General features: G+C 36.6%; 19 protein-coding genes and 1 pseudogene. 8 read left to right on the top strand and 12 right to left on the bottom strand.

Annotated features, from left to right (window positions below; genetic code table 11):
* Positions 1-138: 138 nt before the first annotated feature.
* Positions 139-705: a hypothetical protein gene (locus tag E0H80_RS15650; RefSeq protein WP_131367253.1), complete on the top strand. Its 567-nt coding sequence runs from the start codon at positions 139-141 to the stop codon at positions 703-705.
* A 101-nt stretch (positions 706-806) separates the two neighbouring features.
* On the opposite strand, the pseudogene E0H80_RS15645 reads toward E0H80_RS15650, so the two are convergent.
* The 3 genes and pseudogenes from E0H80_RS15645 to E0H80_RS15635 form a co-directional block, all read right to left on the bottom strand.
* A pseudogene (locus E0H80_RS15645) lies at positions 807-953 on the bottom strand (addiction module antidote protein); the annotation flags it as partial.
* A 372-nt stretch (positions 954-1,325) separates the two neighbouring features.
* Positions 1,326-1,775 (bottom strand): lipocalin-like domain-containing protein, encoded by a 450-nt coding sequence (locus tag E0H80_RS15640; RefSeq protein ID WP_228260011.1) that lies wholly within the window; start codon positions 1,773-1,775, stop codon positions 1,326-1,328.
* Between the two features lie 24 nt (positions 1,776-1,799).
* Positions 1,800-2,567: an SDR family oxidoreductase gene (locus tag E0H80_RS15635; protein WP_131367248.1), complete on the bottom strand. Its 768-nt coding sequence runs from the start codon at positions 2,565-2,567 to the stop codon at positions 1,800-1,802.
* A gap of 88 nt (positions 2,568-2,655) precedes the next feature.
* On the opposite strand from E0H80_RS15635, the gene E0H80_RS15630 reads away from it, so the two are divergent.
* The gene (locus tag E0H80_RS15630; RefSeq protein WP_131367246.1) at positions 2,656-3,603 is read left to right on the top strand and encodes a LysR family transcriptional regulator; all 948 of its coding nucleotides are present in this window, start codon (positions 2,656-2,658) and stop codon (positions 3,601-3,603) included.
* Between the two features lie 396 nt (positions 3,604-3,999).
* Here the strand turns inward: E0H80_RS15630 and nadS are convergent, their stop codons facing one another.
* Together nadS and E0H80_RS15620 are read right to left on the bottom strand one after the other, a co-directional pair.
* Positions 4,000-4,272: a NadS family protein gene (nadS, locus tag E0H80_RS15625; RefSeq protein ID WP_004896911.1), complete on the bottom strand. Its 273-nt coding sequence runs from the start codon at positions 4,270-4,272 to the stop codon at positions 4,000-4,002.
* On the bottom strand, positions 4,265-4,585 hold the full coding sequence (locus tag E0H80_RS15620; RefSeq protein WP_131367244.1) for a type II toxin-antitoxin system RelE/ParE family toxin: 321 nt from the start codon (positions 4,583-4,585) through the stop codon (positions 4,265-4,267). The genes nadS and E0H80_RS15620 overlap by 8 nt, the downstream gene beginning before the upstream one ends.
* 215 nt (positions 4,586-4,800) lie before the next feature.
* On the opposite strand from E0H80_RS15620, the gene E0H80_RS15615 reads away from it, so the two are divergent.
* Together E0H80_RS15615 and E0H80_RS15610 are read left to right on the top strand one after the other, a co-directional pair.
* On the top strand, positions 4,801-5,226 hold the full coding sequence (locus E0H80_RS15615; RefSeq protein ID WP_131367242.1) for an organic hydroperoxide resistance protein: 426 nt from the start codon (positions 4,801-4,803) through the stop codon (positions 5,224-5,226).
* A 6-nt stretch (positions 5,227-5,232) separates the two neighbouring features.
* Complete coding sequence (locus E0H80_RS15610) at positions 5,233-5,664, top strand: MarR family winged helix-turn-helix transcriptional regulator (RefSeq protein WP_131367240.1); 432 nt, start codon at positions 5,233-5,235, stop codon at positions 5,662-5,664.
* A gap of 140 nt (positions 5,665-5,804) precedes the next feature.
* Here E0H80_RS15610 and E0H80_RS15605 read toward each other — a convergent pair whose 3' ends face one another.
* Complete coding sequence (locus E0H80_RS15605) at positions 5,805-6,509, bottom strand: IS6 family transposase (RefSeq protein WP_131367238.1); 705 nt, start codon at positions 6,507-6,509, stop codon at positions 5,805-5,807.
* Between the two features lie 69 nt (positions 6,510-6,578).
* Positions 6,579-7,487, bottom strand: coding sequence for a LysR family transcriptional regulator (locus E0H80_RS15600; RefSeq protein ID WP_165494329.1), 909 nt, complete (start codon positions 7,485-7,487; stop codon positions 6,579-6,581).
* Positions 7,488-7,632: 145 nt separating this feature from the next.
* Between E0H80_RS15600 and E0H80_RS15595 the strand changes: the two genes are divergently transcribed.
* Genes E0H80_RS15595 through E0H80_RS15580 form a run of 4 tightly spaced genes read left to right on the top strand, consistent with a single transcriptional unit; the run spans position 7,633 to position 11,560 of the window.
* Positions 7,633-8,505, top strand: coding sequence for a VOC family protein (locus E0H80_RS15595; protein WP_131367234.1), 873 nt, complete (start codon positions 7,633-7,635; stop codon positions 8,503-8,505).
* 36 nt (positions 8,506-8,541) lie between these two features.
* A complete protein-coding gene (locus tag E0H80_RS15590) occupies positions 8,542-9,177 on the top strand; it encodes a TetR/AcrR family transcriptional regulator (RefSeq protein ID WP_131367232.1) in 636 nt (211 codons plus the stop codon).
* A 24-nt stretch (positions 9,178-9,201) separates the two neighbouring features.
* Positions 9,202-10,020: an alpha/beta fold hydrolase gene (locus tag E0H80_RS15585; protein ID WP_131367230.1), complete on the top strand. Its 819-nt coding sequence runs from the start codon at positions 9,202-9,204 to the stop codon at positions 10,018-10,020.
* Between the two features lie 10 nt (positions 10,021-10,030).
* Positions 10,031-11,560, top strand: coding sequence for an FAD-dependent monooxygenase (locus E0H80_RS15580; protein ID WP_171457843.1), 1,530 nt, complete (start codon positions 10,031-10,033; stop codon positions 11,558-11,560).
* A 78-nt stretch (positions 11,561-11,638) separates the two neighbouring features.
* Here E0H80_RS15580 and E0H80_RS15575 read toward each other — a convergent pair whose 3' ends face one another.
* From E0H80_RS15575 to E0H80_RS15555, 5 genes are all read right to left on the bottom strand, one after another.
* A complete protein-coding gene (locus tag E0H80_RS15575; protein WP_165494328.1) occupies positions 11,639-12,517 on the bottom strand; it encodes a SphA family protein in 879 nt (292 codons plus the stop codon).
* Positions 12,518-12,846: 329 nt separating this feature from the next.
* Positions 12,847-14,010, bottom strand: coding sequence for an MFS transporter (locus E0H80_RS15570; protein WP_131367226.1), 1,164 nt, complete (start codon positions 14,008-14,010; stop codon positions 12,847-12,849).
* An 81-nt stretch (positions 14,011-14,091) separates the two neighbouring features.
* Positions 14,092-14,745, bottom strand: coding sequence for a 3-oxoacid CoA-transferase subunit B (locus tag E0H80_RS15565; protein ID WP_131367224.1), 654 nt, complete (start codon positions 14,743-14,745; stop codon positions 14,092-14,094).
* Between the two features lie 2 nt (positions 14,746-14,747).
* Entirely contained in the window at positions 14,748-15,431 is a 684-nt protein-coding gene (locus E0H80_RS15560) for a 3-oxoacid CoA-transferase subunit A (protein ID WP_131367222.1), read from the bottom strand.
* Positions 15,424-16,674 (bottom strand): MFS transporter (locus tag E0H80_RS15555; protein ID WP_131367220.1); only part of this gene is annotated, 1,251 nt, incomplete at its 5' end. The genes E0H80_RS15555 and E0H80_RS15560, both read right to left, overlap by 8 nt.

Below are 16,674 nucleotides of genomic sequence, written 5' to 3'. Positions count from 1 at the left end.
AGTATGTTAAATGCAGGCTAATTACTGAAATATTCATTTATAAAAGCTAAGAAACTTTTGGGGAAATTTTACTTTTCTTAAATCGAACTCAAGTTAATATAGGCAACTTTTAAAATTATTGATTTATAGGGGAAATTTATGTTTAAAAAAGTTTTTGCTAGTATTTTACTTAGTAGTTTTTCATTGAGTGTAGCTTATGCATCTGAGCTATCAGAAAAAAAAGAAGTTGTTCACGTTATGAATAACTACATATCTTCGATTTCTTGTATGAATGATAAAGTTGAATTAAAAGATATTTTTACTATAGATAAGCCTTCTGAAAATGGCTCAATCTACTATATCCTCTGGAATGGAGATATCGGATGTAATGGTGGAACAGGGACACACTCTCATTATGTTTCTGAGGTTTCTAGATTTTCACCAAATAGACCATTATTGGTCACAACAAATGATGCTTTTGGTGATAACAATGAAGCTTTCTGGAATACTGATAAAGCTTCAATAAATTACCGTTTTATCCAGTCAATTAAACAAGTTAGCCCAGATGAATTTGAAATAGTCTCATATGATTATGCCGATGATAAGTTCGGTGGTGTGGATAGTGGAAATATGGGACCAGCTAATAAATTTCGTTATACAGTAAGTCTTGTTGAAGATGAAGGATGGAAAATAACTAAGCAAGTTTTGTTGGAACAAAATAAATAAAAAAGGTTTTATTTAATTTTATTAAAATGCTTATAAAAACCACCTTATGCGAAAGAAAAAAATGGGAGCATAAGCTCCCATTTTTGCAAATTTTTTAAATTTTAAGCATGTTGCACTGTAAGTTTTAAACCTAAAGCATTCACTACACGATTAATAGTATCAAAACGAGGTGCAGAGTCCTGGCGAAGTGCTTTATAAAGAGCTTCACGTCCAATACCTGCCTCTTTGGCAATTTGGATCATCCCTCTTGGAATGGGCTTTTTTTATGACAACTTATGTGTCGTTCAATGACATTCTATGTGTCGCCTGATGAGAAAGACTATGCCGTGATGATCAGTAAAGCTTGTATCTTTGAGCTATAGTTTAAAGTTACATACTTGAGTACAGAGTGTGTTCTTATTCATAAAGTAGGCCCCCTCATTTGTTTAGATTAAGCAGTCAAGCTAATCAGAATCGTGGAATATGAGAAATCATAAAAAAGCCCATTCGAGGGTGAATGGGCTTTTGCAATGTTTTACTGTACTGATTTTAAAAGATAAAACAATGGAATTTCGTATAACGTGTATTATGTTAATTTTAAAAATTCTACAAAAATAGAGTCCTAAAAAATTACACTATATTTAATTTTCCTGGGCTCGTTTCCAAATCAATTGGCTCATCACAAGTTTGCCTTTAGACATTATTGGTGAAGCTGGGCCCAGTTTTAAAGTATCTCCATCCAAAGATACAATTCGCTGTTGCTGCTGGCCAATCCAGTTTGGAAACAATGAGACCATCATTTCATGTTCCAGCTGCTGGGTTTCTTCATTCACAAAAAAACGTCCAGAATAAGCAATATAAGTTTTTGCTTCTTCAATATATTCTTCAGGACTACCATTGAACCAGTCACCTGTTACAAAGTGCTGGCGCTGTTCGCCCATCAACTGCGCAGACATATAGCCATCTGGGGTGTACATAATGATACCTGTCGCATTCTTACCCAATGGATAAAAGGGTTCTGAATCATCTACAGGTATTTCAACATACGATTGAAGTTTCCATGCACCAATTAACTGTTCTCTTAAGCTCATTTCTATAACCTTCATCAAAAATATTTAGCCGACGTTTTGCGTATCACCATCAATTGGAATTAACTGCCCAGAGATAGAGCGGCCCGCTTCAGATGCCAGGAAATAAGCAAGCTCACCAATATGCTGTGGATTCACCATATATTTCAAAGACTGTACTGCAAGTGCATCCATCGTTTCTTCTTGTAATGTTCGACCACTCACCGCAGCACGCTGTGCAAGCACTCCCTGGAAACGTGGACCATCAACTGCCCCTGGTGCAATGGCATTGACACGAATATTAAATTTTCCTAATTCCATCGCCAAAGTTTTCGTAAAGCCAACAAGGCCCCATTTGGTGGTTGAGTAAGCAATCCGATTCGGATAACCAAAACGCCCAGCTGCTGAAGACATATTCACAATGGCAGCATTTTCAGATTGTTGTAAATAAGGAATAACCAGTTGGGTTAAACGAAAAGTCGAATTCAAATTAATTTGAATGACTTTGTTCCACTCTTGAATATCCAGTTCATGCATCGGCATCGTTGGACCTGAAACACCAGTATTATTGATCAGTACATCGAGTTCATTGCCCAAAGCTTGAATCGCATTTTGAAATACACGGGCAAGATCATCTAAATTGCTTAGATCTGCTGAAAAAGCAAGAATCTCTGGCTGCTCTTGCTGAAAAGCATCTAAGGCTTGTTGATTAATATCGATGATGCAGACTTTTGCACCATGCTTTAAAAAGATTTCTGCGATCGCTTTTCCGATCCCTGATGCACCAGCACTGATTAATACTTTTTGTTGTCTCATCTGATTCTCCTCATTTCCTATATCAGTAATATAGAAATTTTTATGATATATTTGAAATTGATTGCATATATATCTAGATATAACTTTTATGGATAGCTCATCTTTACGCCATTTTGATTTAAATCTTTTATTATCCTTACATACGTTATTAGAATTTAAGAATGTGACCCATGCCGCGCAGGCTCTGCATATCAGCCAGCCTGCACTTTCAGCTCAATTGGTGCGCCTGAGAAAATCTTTCCAAGATCCATTGCTGATTCCATCAGCCAATGGCAAGGGGATGGTGCTGACAGAAAAGGCTCTTGCGCTTATAGAGCCATTAAATATTTTAATCACCCAATTACATCTGATTCATGATACGGAACCGGCTTTCAACCCAGAACTTGATCAGCGGATTTTCAGAATTGCTGTTTCGGATAGCGCTGTCGTCAGTATTTCAAATACGATTGTTCAATTTCTCTGTGATTTACCCAATGGGAATATCAAAATAGAGTTCGTTCATTATGTACCACAGCAGATAAACAAACAGCTGGAACAGGATGAAATTGATCTTGTAATTGACTTGGAAAATAATCTACCTGATCAATTGCCGAGTTTGCTATTAATCGATGAAGACTTTGTACTGTGTTTTGGTAAACATCACCCGATTAAAACTCAAGAATCGTTAAGTATTGAAGAATATTGTTCTCTACAGCATGTCATTGTAAATACAGATGATAATAGTTTTAGTGGATATACTGATATTACGCTAAAAGGTTTGGGCTATAAACGCAATATTCAACATAGTCTTTCTCATTTTTCCGTTGCGACAGAATATTTATATAAAAGCCAATCTGTTTGTACTTTGCCTAGACATCTCGTGCAACAATCCAATTATCCATTGGATTTTTTGGATTTACCTTTTACGTCACCGCGCTATAAACTAAGAATGTTGTGGCATTCTAAAAAGCAGAATAATCCTGCAATTCAATGGCTAAGAAATAAAATATATTTTTTAATTAAAGGACAAACTATAAGTAACAACTCCACCATTTAACATAATGGCGCTTATACAAAACGCGATTGTAATAATCTTTTAATATCAATTGATTATATTAAAATAGAAAACCCAAAAAACCGGCTTCGCAACAAGTCGGCTTTTTTTTAAACAGTTTTGATATATTCCGCCAATAAAATTGATTATTTTTTAATCAAATCGAGGATTTTTTCAATGTTCCCGGTCTTCCCAAGATAAAAAATATCCCCAATTTCTGCGGATAAATTTGGGACAGTTTTTAGGCATATGTAAGCATATACTTACGTCAATTTAGGGATTTGCCGGATAGCAGATTCAATTATTTTTTCATATCATAAAGATATAAGAACAGGATGTTTCGGAACAAAAAAATAAAAAACCCCGACAGGATGTCGGGGTTTTTTGTTATCTAATTTTTTAAATCAAAGTCGGATGAGCATCAAGAATACGGATTAAAGTCGCTGCAGGACCAGTTGGATAGCGACGGCCTTGTTCCCAGTTTTGTAGGGTTCTCGCGCTAATATGCAAACGTGCAGCAAATTCAGCCTGGGTTAAGCCTGTTTTCTCACGTACTTCTTTAATATCCGGCAACTCAAGCTCAGTCACTCGACTTGCTTTCATTTCATTGCGTTTGATGGCGCCAGCTTCTTTAATCGAAGCAACCAGGTCATCAAATAAGTTATTATCCATGAAATTGCTCCTTCACTAATTGACGCAGGATCGAAGTTTCTTTGTCTGTCAGATTATCTTTCACAGACTTTGGATAAGCCACCAGGAAAAAGATCTGGTCATCCTCTGTGACCCAGTAATAGATCACACGAATACCACCACTTTTTCCCTTATTGCCCTGAGCACAACGTACTTTACGAATACCTCCACCATTTTTTACCAAGTCACCCTTATCAGGCTGTACCAATAGATCTTGCTGGAGCTGACGATATTCTTCATCAGTGACAAGATCTTTGATTTGCTTGGTAAAGAAACTAGTTTCTATAAATAACATGAATTAAAGTACGTCAATGGCGTATAGGTATATTAGCAGTTTTAAGATAAAAAAACGAGAACCTTAAGCTCACTCTCTCGACTAGACATAATATCTAGCCTTTTTGTGTTTCACTTCATGTAATGGTCATCATGTTAAATAAAAAATAATTGACAATAATTAGATTGTGTACAACTATATTGTACACAATCTAATTATTTAGGAAAGTAACAAAAATGAGTACTCTTTATTCTACTAAGGTTAAAGCAATTGGCGGACGTTCAGGAACTATCCATAGTGAAGATGGTATTTTAGAACTTAACTTAGCTCTACCAAAAGAATTAGGCGGTAGAGGGGGTGAGACTAATCCAGAACAATTATTTGCAGCTGGTTATGCAGCATGCTTTGGTAATGCCATTATCCATGTATCTCGTAATAAACAGCATAAAATCCATGATAATGACGTAGAGGTTCTTAGTACTGTTGGTATGGTAGCTAATGGTAATGGTGGGTTTGCCTTAACAGTGAATTTAGATGTAACTATTTCGGGTATCTCTCAAACTGAAGCAGAGCAAATTGTTGAAGAAACTCATCAAGTCTGTCCTTATTCAAATGCTATTCGAGGTAATATACAGGTTTCTACAACCGTTCATACAAAATAGAAAGATATGTCCAAGAATCAGCTTTGCTTAGATGAACAACTATGTTTTCCCATTTATGCGGCATCAAATTTAATAGTGAAAGCGTATAGACCATTTCTTGAACCTCTAGAGCTAACTTATCCTCAATATTTGGTTATGTTAGTTTTATGGGAAAAAGATTCTATAAGTGTGGGTGATCTTGGACAAATTTTACACTTGGATAGTGGGACATTAACGCCATTACTTAAAAGAATGGAAAAGTCTGAAATTATCAGCCGTTCACGTGATCCTAAGGATGAAAGAAGAGTTCTTATTTCATTAAAAGAAAAAGGAAGACAATTAAGAGCGTCAGCAGAAAAGATTCCCAAAGAGTTGTCTCAAAGTATTAAACTTGAGAATTTAAGTGATTTAAAAGACCAATTAAAGTTATTAGTCAAAGCCTTATCAGAGAAAATCTAGGAAATTTTATTTTCTTTGTATAATTTTTCCTCATTCTCAAAATTGGTTTTTCTAAGAAAAGCCAGATCATATTGATCTGGCTTTTTAGGGCACTGTTGCAAATAGAGATTTGAGTCGATGATGTTCCCTTTAAAAAGTGCTTAGAGACCGAAAACTCTATTCACCAGATACACTTCACCCTGAGGCTGACCATAATAAAATGAAGAAGCTTGTCCTTTACGTAGTGCACGCATGACTTCAATACCTTTGATTGTGGCATAAGCCGTCTTCATAGATTTGAATCCTAAGGTGGCCCTGATGATCCGCTTTAGCTTGCCATGATCACATTCGATCACGTTGTTTTTGTACTTAACCTGCCTGTGCTCAAGGTCTGGTGGACATTTTCCTTCCCGTTTTAACCGTGACAAAGCGCCTCCATATGTGGGTGCTTTATCCGTATTGATCACTTGTGGAATTTGCCACTTCTTCACATTATTTAAGATTTTTCCAAGAAAACAATATGCTGATTTGGTATTGCGTCTAGAAGAAAGATAAAAATCAATGGTATGACCACGAAGATCGACTGCCCGATACAGATAAGCCCATCGTCCATTCACTTTTACATAAGTTTCATCAATATGCCATGAGCTCAGATCTGTAGGATGACGCCAATACCAGCGTAGACGTTTTTCTATTTCAGGAGCATAACGTTGAACCCAACGGTAAATAGTCGTGTGATTAACATTCACACCATGTTCGGAAAGCATTTCCTGAAGTTCACGATAGCTAATACCATATTTACAATACCTGCGCACAGCCCAAAGAATGATTTCACCCTGAAAATGCCGACCATGGAAGGGATTCATATGCTGCACTTTTAGCTAAAAGAGCATTCAGCTTACCATTAGTGGTTATTTGCAACAGTGCCCAAATTTTTATCTGTGATTTAGGTTAATTATAGGAAGAGAAAGATCATTTTCAATTTTATTTAGTTTTTTAAGTAATGGCAAAATAATATCTAAAGAGCTGTTATTACTACGTTTTCTGTAATTAGCATACAGGGGTGCCGTTAAATCTAATTTTTTTACATTAAATTTTCCTTTTAAAAAACCAATAGCGTATTCAGGAATGATGCTCCAGCAATTCAGTGTATTTAAAAAATTGATATGCTGCATAATATTGGTACAGATAATTTTGTGCTGTGGATGGATTTTTTTACTCTTTAAAAATAACTGAGCTTTTTCTGACAACACAGGAGCTTCATAAGCAGAAAAAGCAATGAACTGACTCTTTTCTAAATTTTCAATTTTTATGGAATCATCTAAATCTTTATAATTCTCTCTATAAAACAAGTATAAAGGCTCATTCTTTATTAAGATGTTCTCATATTCAGAATCTTCCAGCTTATAGCGAGTAAAGCTTAAATCGAGCTTTGAATTTTTTAATGCTTGGATTTGATCTCCACAGCTCATGCTTTTGAATTCTGCTTGGTAGCCATTATTACGCAACATCACAACGATATGCGGTGCAATCATAATTTCAGCTAAAGGATTAAAACCGATTTTTGTCTGTTTATTGCTAGATAATATAATCTGCTTGGCCGCACCAATCGCACGCTCTGCACTTTCTATTGCTTTATAAGCATGCTCTAAAAAGCCTGAACCAGCCTTCGTTAAGTGAACGCTCCGCTTATCACGCTCAAATAAAATCACCCCTATCTCATCCTCCAAATCACGGATTTGCTTACTCAGGGAGGGTTGTACGATGCAAAGTTTTTCTGCAGCCTTAGTGAAATTTAATTCTTCGGCTACGGCAATAAAATATCTTAAATGTCTTAATTCCATTTGTCCTACTCCGCTGAGGTGTTTATCCATAACTTTTAACTATTTCATTACGCTTTAAAACTATATTAAAAATATGTAATGAGCGCTACATACATGATTATTAATTGTTCACGCGTAAATTGCAATCAAATTGGACGAAAGGCGTATGAAAGGAATCTCAACACTCAGTTATCTGGTTATAGAAGCAAGTGACTTGCCCGCTTGGCAGACATTTGCTAACCGATTAGGGTTTCAGACAATTCAAATTAGTGAAGATGAAATGCATCTTCGAATGGATCAGCAAGTATATCGGATCATTATTTCTAAAGGTCCTTTAGATGATCTGAAAAGTATTGGATGGCAATTTCCAAATGAAGATGAGTTGTATAAACATATTCAAAATTTAGCACTACAGGGTATTGTTGCTGAACATGCTAGTGCTGAGGAAGCCGTACAGCGCAATGTAAATGCTTTATACCGTGTCATCGATTTGAATGGTATTCAGCATGAATTTGTCACAGGTATGCAACTTACCTCGCAACCATTTGCCAGTCAGCAGTTGAAATCTAGATACCTAACAGATCAAGGTTTGGGTCATGTGTTGATTTCGACACAAAATAAACAGGCTTCAATCGATTTTTACCAAAATTTAGGCTTAACGATTACAGACACCATTACTGAAGAAATTGCGCCAGGTATTGTTATTGATGCAACATTTATGCATGTAAATCAGCGCCATCATTCTTTCGCTTTTGCACCCATGCCTCCTGAAGCAAAACGGTTGCATCATTTAATGGTCGAAGTTGAATCCGTGGATGATGTTGGCTTAGCTTATGATCGATGTCAGGAGGCACAAGACCCAATGGTTATGACCTTGGGTAAGCATCCGAATGATGAAATGTTCTCTTTCTACGTACTGTCTCCAAGTGGAATTGCAGTTGAAGTAGGGTACGGAGGGAAAATTATTGATTTTGAAAACTGGCAAACTGAGAGCTTTTCAAAATTAAGTTCTTGGGGGCATAAGCAACATCGAGCATAATAAACCCTATAAGCTGCTTTAGAATTTAGATTATATATGCCAAATGATAGTGCTCAAGTTGACTCCCAAAAGAAAAGACTGCGGAATCCGACCAACCCGAAAAAGATTTTAGAAACAACTTTGGAGCTGATGTCTACTCATGGATATTCCGGCACCAGTATTTCAATGATCTGTGAATTGAGCGGTTATCCTGTAACTTCAATTTATTGGCATTTCGGCAATAAGGAACAGTTGCTGTTGGCAGCGCTGGAATATGGTGCAATTGAAAACCTGAATAGCACGCTGAAATTCAGGTCAAAAACAATGGCTAGCATAGAACAGCACATCGCCCTGATTGATGCGGAATTTTTAAAAAATCCGCCGAAAGTCTTGCGCATGATGTTTCTGATTGGTTTAGAAAGCGATGGTAGCAATCAAAATGTTCAGCGTGCGGTACAACGTATTCGAGAACATGCACGGCAGATTCTGATGCAGCATATACAAGGTTTAGCAGCTCTACAAGGCGCTCTTTTATCAACTGAGATGATTAATGCAATTGCCGATATGGCGATGGCCATTGGTGATGGATTTATTCTGGCGAATCAATTGGAACCAGGCAAAGTCAATATTGATCTAGGCTGTGAAATGCAGGTCAAAATCATTAAACAGTTGATAACGGAGTACAAAAAATGATTTCCATTTCTTGTGAGTATTTTAATGAAACAAAGCAAACTCAATTCCAATTTTGTTCAGGTTGACGATGTACAAATACATTATTCAACATTTGGCACTGGCCCTTATCTGGTTTGGCTGCATGGTGGCGGTCCCGGAGCAAATGGTTTAAGCAACTATTCTAAAAACTTTCCATATTTTGAAAATTTTACCAATATCATTTTTGATTTACCGCGTTATGGACTATCAGACAAGCCAGTTATTAATGGTTCATTTTTTCAAGCGCTAGGTGAATACATTTACAAAGCACTTAAACAACTCAATATTCATAAAGCATCTTTTATCGGCAATTCTTTAGGTGGTGCCACTGCGATTAAAATCGCTGAGCAGGATCAATCTCTTGTAGATAAGCTGATTTTAATGGCGCCTGGTGGCTTAATGGAAAAGGGTGGTGCTTTATCACCAGCATTACTGCTTATGCTGAAAGCATTAGGTGGGGATCCTTCAAAAGAAAATGTATACGGTTTTTTAAAGCAGATTGCATATGATCAGTCATTACTGACTGAACAACTGCTGCAGGAACGTTATTTAGAAGCGCAAAATCCTGAAGTGATTGCAACTGCACAGCAAAGCAATTTCTTACCTGAAAACTTATTACCAGTTTTAGAGCATATTAAAGCACCGGTATTGCTGGTTTGGGGTAAAGAGGATGCTGTACTTCCAGTTCAAGGTGGATATAGCGCTGTGGAACGTTTGGAGAACTGTGAACTGCGTGTCATCAGTAAATGTGGTCACTGGGTACAGTTTGAATACCCAGAATGGTTTAACCATGCTGTCATGCAATTTTTAAAAGATGAAAAATAAGGATTCAAGGATGAATACAATGCAATTTGATGCTGATGTTGCGATTATTGGCTATGGACCTTCAGGTGTGGCAGCTGCCAATATTCTAGGTAAGCATGGCATAAAAACTATTATTTTTGAAAAAGATAAAGACCTATATTCACGCGCACGTGCTGTTACTGTTAGCGACTGGACTATGCGTTGCTTTCAAGCAATTGGCTTGGATGATGCAGTTGCAAAGGATATGGATGAAACCGCTGGCCTTCGCTGGATTAAATATGATGGTACAGAAATTTTACGCATGGGATTCCCGCCAAGTATTCTAGGCAAACATCCAACTTCGTACGCGATTTACCAGCCGAAAATGGAAGAAACATTGCGCAAAGGCGTAGAACGATACAAGGATCATTGTCAAATTTATTTTGGATCAACAGTAAATACTGTTTCTCAAAATGCGGAATGCGTTGAGCTGAATATTATAGATGAAAATCAAGAGCAACGAATAGTTCGTGTAAAGTATGCTTTGGGCTGTGATGGTGGATCGAGTAAAACACGTGAAAGCCTAAATATTCAGCTTGTAGGGGATACAGTAGATACCAAATGGGTAGTGATTGATGCAAGGGTTAAGCGTTGGTGGAAAAATCGTAATTTACTAACCTTCTGGTCTGATCAAAAGCGTCCAGTTGTTGATATTGCTTTATCTTTGAGCAACCATCGTTGGGAAATCCCATTAGAAAGTCATGAAACAGAACAAGACTTTCAAACTAATGAACAGATCTGGCCGTTATTGAACTCAATGGGTGTGACGGATAAAGAAGTAGAGTTATATCAGCATGCTTTTTACCGCCATCATGTGCGACGTGCAGAAAAATGGCGTGATGGCCGAGTATTTCTATTAGGCGATGCTGCACATATGATGCCGCCTTGGGCTGGCGCAGGTATGCAGTCCGGTATCCGTGATGCATTTAATCTGTGCTGGAAATTGGTCGAAGTTTTAAATGAACGCATGCCTGAGTCTGTATTAGACAGCTATGAAATTGAAAGAGCACCAAATGTAGAGTTCTATACACAGGTTGCAGTTCAATTGGGACGAATTATTAAACAACAAGTGACAGAAGAAGAAATGGCTGTGATTGGCCCACAATTAAGTGCAGAGCCGCCAGTTTTGAAGTTACCTGAAATTGAAGCAGGCTGGGTACAAAATGTATCAAGCAGTGCAGTAGGGAAAATACTACCGCAGCCAAAAGTCACGGATTCACGTGGGAAGCTGGGTTATTTAGACGATATTACGGATGATAGTATTTTCGTGCTTGGCAACCGTATAGATCCGAAATTAGTCATGAGCGCTGAACAAATTTCACAGTGGGATCAGCTGAATGTAAAATATTTTACTTTACTGAGTGCTGAAGATGATGGTAAAGGCTATGATGATATCATTGATATTAATAACACATTAATTGATTGGCTAAATCAGCATAAGGCGAAGACAGTAGTGGTCCGTCCAGATAAATTTATTGTGGCTGATGATATTAATTTAAATCGACCTTCATTTACATTTTAAATAAAAATTTATCAATATAAAAATACCGCAAGTTAACTTGCGGTATTTTCTTGATGAAATATTATTAATTAAAAATATTTAAAATGGAAGTGCTGTCTTGATCCAGAGTGAGTTTCCTTCACTTTTATTTTCTGCAATTAAATCTTTTTCCCATTTAATAGTAGTAAACCATTTTTTTCCTTGATATTTAAATGATGGACCAATTGCAAAACCACTGGTTTTACTATTTTTAATTTCCTCATTATTTATTTTATCATTATTGATTTGAGTTGAATAATAGCCACCAATGCCAAAAGTCATATTTTTATAGTTTTTGCCGATAGAATAATCTAAATGGAATTGGTCCCCATTTGAATAGTTGGTATCTTTATTTTTACCGTTAAACAGATATCCTAGCTTCACATCCGCGCTTAAAGCATTTTCTTTAAGATAGGATATTGTGTACATCGGTTCAATAGTTGTTCTATTTAAGCCAAGATTTGCTAAATCATTTTTGTTATATTCGCCAGTAGGAAGAAATATATCGAATCCAATTGCACTATGTAAATTAGGAGAGTGATGAAAACCCAATGCACTTCCGATCGTTATATCTCCAAGACCTTGTTGCTTTTGGCTCATATCCAACGATTGGACTTTTAGGTCTACAAGAGGAATAAGCGTTTCAAAAACGAGATTACCACCAAAAAATTGTTTATCCGTGACCCAAACTAATCGAGAAACTATAGCTGTAGATTTAACTTCAAAGTTTGGGACATTAAGGTTGTTTCCTTTATAATCATTTAATCTGTCAGCATTATAGTGATTTGTATAAATCATTCCATGAATCCCTGGTGGAGGTACTACACCTGACATAAAGTTTTCAGCACCATTCGCATAATTTGAATTGCCATTTTCAACTGCAAATGCACTTGTACTCAAAGCACATAGAATCCCGAAAAAAATCTTATTCTTAATCATAAATTTTCCTTTTTGATGATTAGTGTTTATAGATTTAAACATTATGAATTTATTATATATCTATAATATATTGAAGTATTATTTCTATGTATTGCTATATGTTATAAATACATAGCTTTTACCTATAAAGAAATTATATTTTTTATTTTTTTTGAGTGTGTTTTAGGTGATTTTATTATTAAAAATTTAACTTGAATATTAATAAAGGATGTTTGTTTTTTAAATATTTATTGTGTTTTATAATAATTTAATTTTTTATGTAGTAGGGTCCAAATTAATAGTGTGTAGTATTATTAATTTGGAATTCCCCTCCATTTTTATATTGCTAATTATGCATTGAGCGAACTTTCAAGAATTGAACTTTTTTGTACTTTAGTTCTTACATAATAAAAACAGCAAACTTGGATGAATACCAGAAGACATGCAGCATAACCTATGGCTTCGAAACCGATATATTTAACCAAACTGCCACTTAAAATTGGTGCAATAGCTGATCCGAACATTAGCATTGCTGGCGTAGCAGCTACAGCTCTACTACTGGTATCTAATTTAGAAAGCAATCCAAATGCAAAAATATGTGTGAAGAGAATAGTGAAAGCCATAAGCCCACCGGTAATACAGTAAATCAATGGGTTGGTTGTTTGTGTAATGGTCAATGCAAATATAGCTTGGAATACAGGACCTAAGCAGATAACTGTAGTGGCATTAAATTTGTTTTGCAGGAATGCTGCGAGTGGAGCTGGAAAAATACAAACAGATACATATATCATTAAAGCAATTGAAATTATTTCCCTACTGAACCCTCTAAACTCACCAATTTGATCAAAAAAACTGATTGTCATGGCTTGAGTCATTGAAAGGAGTGAAATTCCTAAAATACAAAACCATATATGTTTTCTTAATTTCGGAATGGCATGTTTAATGCTTAATGAGTGATTATGATTTAAATGGGGGAAAAATAAAAAGCATGTTAATGATGCAATAAACATAATAATGCTGATAACAATAAATAGATTATTACCACCAAAGGTTTTGGTCACGAATATAGAAGAGCCCATAAAAATGATGCCAAAAATGCCTAAAGCTGTACCTAATAATGAAAAAAGCTTATGAGGATTCTTTGATTGCCCGACCATGCCATGAGTTAAACTAAGGCCAGCACCTACTGCGAAACCGCCAAACAAATGCAAAAGAGCTAAAACTATATAGTCTACTTTTATAGAAATTAAGAAAAAGCAAAGGCTTGCTATAAAAAAACTTGAACAAACAATAATTTTCTTTGGTATACGGTTAAATAATGGCGCTAAAATTACACTGGATATTGTTGCACCGAATAGAAATAATGTGACTAAGCCACCTGCTTGTTGGGAGTCAAACTTGTATGTGCTAATGAGTACTCCAATCCAGATTGGTAACGCAATAATATCTACCATCCCAGCACAATGTGCACTCATTAATGCAAGTATTCCTGTTTTACTATTTAAATTTTTCATATAATTCAATCCATTTGAATATTTTTATGTTATTTGATAAGCAATTTTTGCAATTGCTCAAGTTTTAAGATGTATGAGATGTTAGTCTTCAAGACTATTGATGAGAGGTGCTGCAGTCTGGTTTTGGAGCTCATCAAAATGAAGGCCCTCAACGATCTCAACAACCTTTAGTCCTTCAGTTGTGACATTAATGACACATAGATCTGTATAAATTCGATCTACACATTGCTTGCCGGTCACGGGATAACTCAATTCTTTTACGATTTTAGGTTTCCCGTTTTTTGTGACATGTTCTGTGGTAATAAACACTTTCTTTGCACCGACAGCTAAGTCCATGGCACCACCAACGGCAGGGATTGCATCTGATGCGCCTGTATGCCAATTAGCGAGGTCACCATTTTCTGCAATTTGAAAAGCCCCTAATACACAAATATCCAAATGTCCGCCACGCATCATTGCGAATGAATCCCCGTGATGAAAAAAACTTCCACCTGTAAGCATGGTGACGTATTCTTTACCTGCATTAATTAAGTCAGCATCTTGTTGTTCTGGCTCAGGCGGTGGACCAAATGCCAACAGCCCATTCTCAGAATGTAGAAAAATTTCTTTATCCTTGGGTAGATAATTTGAAATCTTAGTTGGTAAACCAATGCCTAAGTTTACATAGGCACCATCAGGAATATCCTGTGCAACACGTGCTGCAATTTGAGCACGAGAAAGTTTGCTATAGCTCATTGTTAACCTGCCTTGCTAAGTTCTACAGGACTTAGCCGTACAACATGTTGTACAAATATACCTGGTGTGATGATGTGTTCTGGGTCTAAAGCACCCAATTCAACAATTTCATTCACTTGTGCAATGGTAACTTCGGCTGCCATTGCCATAATGGGACCAAAATTACGCGCAGATTTGTTGTAAATTAAATTACCCCAACGGTCACCTTTATGCGCTTTGATTAAAGCAAAATCTGCTTTAATTGGATGCTCTAAAACATAGTCTTTCCCATCAATTGCACGGGTTTCTTTGCCTTCAGCTAGCAATGTTCCAAATCCCGTTGGGGTGAAAATAGCACCAAGACCCATACCTGCAGCTTGAATTCGGCAGGCTAAATTTCCTTGTGGAACCAATTCAAGTTCCACTTTCCCTGCACGATACAACTCATCAAATACATAAGAATCAGCTTGGCGGGGAAAGGAGCAGACCATTTTTTTGACATGACCTGCTTTAAGCAATTTGGCAAGTCCATAATCACCATTGCCGGCATTATTGCAAACAATCGTGAGGTCTTTTGCACCGATTTCGATGAGAACATCAATTAACTCTGCAGGTTGTCCAGCAGTACCGAATCCACCAATTAAAATGGTCGAACCATCTTTGATGTTTTGCATTAAATCCACAATTGATGTTGTGATTTTATTCATTGATGTAAATTCCGTTTTCTAAGTTTTTTCTCTGTTGATTTATCTTCAGTGCAAAACTCAACATGATGACAGATCCAATAAACATTAAAGTACTGCCGTAAAGCATGCCTGTTGCAAATGATTGAGTTAGATCTTTTAAGAAGCCGATTAAGAATGAGCTAACAATGGTTGCTGAATTACCAACAGCATTAATAAATGCAATCCCTAGGAATTTGGCACTGTTATCAAGGCTTTCATCAGCAAAAGCCCAAAAAATACCCATGGTACTGAAACCTGCCATACAAGCTAGACATAGGCCAATCAGTTGTAGGCTTCCTATCTGAAGATATGCTGCCATGAGCCACCCTATACCGCCTAATAGCATTGGAATAAAGGTGTGCCAATAGCGTTCTTGTTTTTTATCGGAATGACTGCATAGAAAAAATAGGGCAAAAATAGTGACAAGATGAGGAATTGCAACAACAATACCAGTCATTACAGTACTAGCATTAGGTAAAGCTGTTGAAACAATTTGAGGGACCCAGATATTGACCATGCCACATGTGGTTACGATACAAAAATAGACTAATGCACAGCGGATAACGGAAGAGTTAATAAAAGAGAACGAGCTACTTTTTACCGTGGATTTAGATTTTTCATTTGTCTGCTCTTTTTCCAGCGCATTTATGAGAATATTTTTTTCATCCTCATTCAGCCATTTTGCTTCTTTAGGGGTATTAGGAAGTTTAGCAAAAACAATAAAACCTAAGAGTATGCATGGTAAGCCTTCCAATAAAAATACCCATTGCCATCCTGATAAACCCTGAAAGTCGTGCATATTTAAGATATAGCCAGTAACGACAGAACCAAACATCGCAGTAAATGGCATAGCTAACATAAAGATTGCATTTGCTCTAGAACGATGGCTAGAGGGGAACCACTGGGTTAAATACAGTAGCATGCCAGGCATAAAACCTGCTTCAGCAATACCCACAATCGCTCGAATGATGTATAGCGATTTTTCATCTGTAGCAAAGGCAGTACAACTTGATGCAACCCCCCAAACAATGATGATGAATCCAATCCAAATTCGAGTACCTAGTTTTCGCAACATCAGGTTGCTTGGCATACCAAAACAAATATAAAAGACATAAAAAATAGTATTAGCTAGACCAAAGCTTAATGCAGTTAGACCTAAGTCCGCACTAAGTTGTTTGCCAACGAAACCGATATTAATTCTGTCGAGAAAAGAAAAAATAAATAA

Source organism: Acinetobacter sp. ANC 4779, from assembly GCF_004331055.1.
Taxonomy (GTDB): Bacteria; Pseudomonadota; Gammaproteobacteria; order Pseudomonadales; family Moraxellaceae; genus Acinetobacter.
This window is presented reverse-complemented; position numbering and strand designations above follow the sequence as displayed.

Bases quoted from the DNA above. Each gene is read 5' to 3' on its own strand.
- E0H80_RS15650 (WP_131367253.1), top strand. From the start codon at position 139: ATGTTTAAAAAAGTTTTTGCTAGTATTTTACTTAGTAGTTTTTCATTG.
- E0H80_RS15640 (WP_228260011.1), bottom strand. From the start codon at position 1,775: ATGAGCTTAAGAGAACAGTTAATTGGTGCATGGAAACTTCAATCGTAT.
- E0H80_RS15635 (WP_131367248.1), bottom strand. From the start codon at position 2,567: ATGAGACAACAAAAAGTATTAATCAGTGCTGGTGCATCAGGGATCGGA.
- E0H80_RS15630 (WP_131367246.1), top strand. From the start codon at position 2,656: ATGGATAGCTCATCTTTACGCCATTTTGATTTAAATCTTTTATTATCC.
- nadS (WP_004896911.1), bottom strand. From the start codon at position 4,272: ATGGATAATAACTTATTTGATGACCTGGTTGCTTCGATTAAAGAAGCT.
- E0H80_RS15620 (WP_131367244.1), bottom strand. From the start codon at position 4,585: ATGTTATTTATAGAAACTAGTTTCTTTACCAAGCAAATCAAAGATCTT.
- E0H80_RS15615 (WP_131367242.1), top strand. From the start codon at position 4,801: ATGAGTACTCTTTATTCTACTAAGGTTAAAGCAATTGGCGGACGTTCA.
- E0H80_RS15610 (WP_131367240.1), top strand. From the start codon at position 5,233: ATGTCCAAGAATCAGCTTTGCTTAGATGAACAACTATGTTTTCCCATT.
- E0H80_RS15605 (WP_131367238.1), bottom strand. From the start codon at position 6,509: ATGAATCCCTTCCATGGTCGGCATTTTCAGGGTGAAATCATTCTTTGG.
- E0H80_RS15600 (WP_165494329.1), bottom strand. From the start codon at position 7,487: ATGGAATTAAGACATTTAAGATATTTTATTGCCGTAGCCGAAGAATTA.
- E0H80_RS15595 (WP_131367234.1), top strand. From the start codon at position 7,633: ATGAAAGGAATCTCAACACTCAGTTATCTGGTTATAGAAGCAAGTGAC.
- E0H80_RS15590 (WP_131367232.1), top strand. From the start codon at position 8,542: ATGCCAAATGATAGTGCTCAAGTTGACTCCCAAAAGAAAAGACTGCGG.
- E0H80_RS15585 (WP_131367230.1), top strand. From the start codon at position 9,202: ATGAAACAAAGCAAACTCAATTCCAATTTTGTTCAGGTTGACGATGTA.
- E0H80_RS15580 (WP_171457843.1), top strand. From the start codon at position 10,031: ATGAATACAATGCAATTTGATGCTGATGTTGCGATTATTGGCTATGGA.
- E0H80_RS15575 (WP_165494328.1), bottom strand. From the start codon at position 12,517: ATGATTAAGAATAAGATTTTTTTCGGGATTCTATGTGCTTTGAGTACA.
- E0H80_RS15570 (WP_131367226.1), bottom strand. From the start codon at position 14,010: ATGAAAAATTTAAATAGTAAAACAGGAATACTTGCATTAATGAGTGCA.
- E0H80_RS15565 (WP_131367224.1), bottom strand. From the start codon at position 14,745: ATGAGCTATAGCAAACTTTCTCGTGCTCAAATTGCAGCACGTGTTGCA.
- E0H80_RS15560 (WP_131367222.1), bottom strand. From the start codon at position 15,431: ATGAATAAAATCACAACATCAATTGTGGATTTAATGCAAAACATCAAA.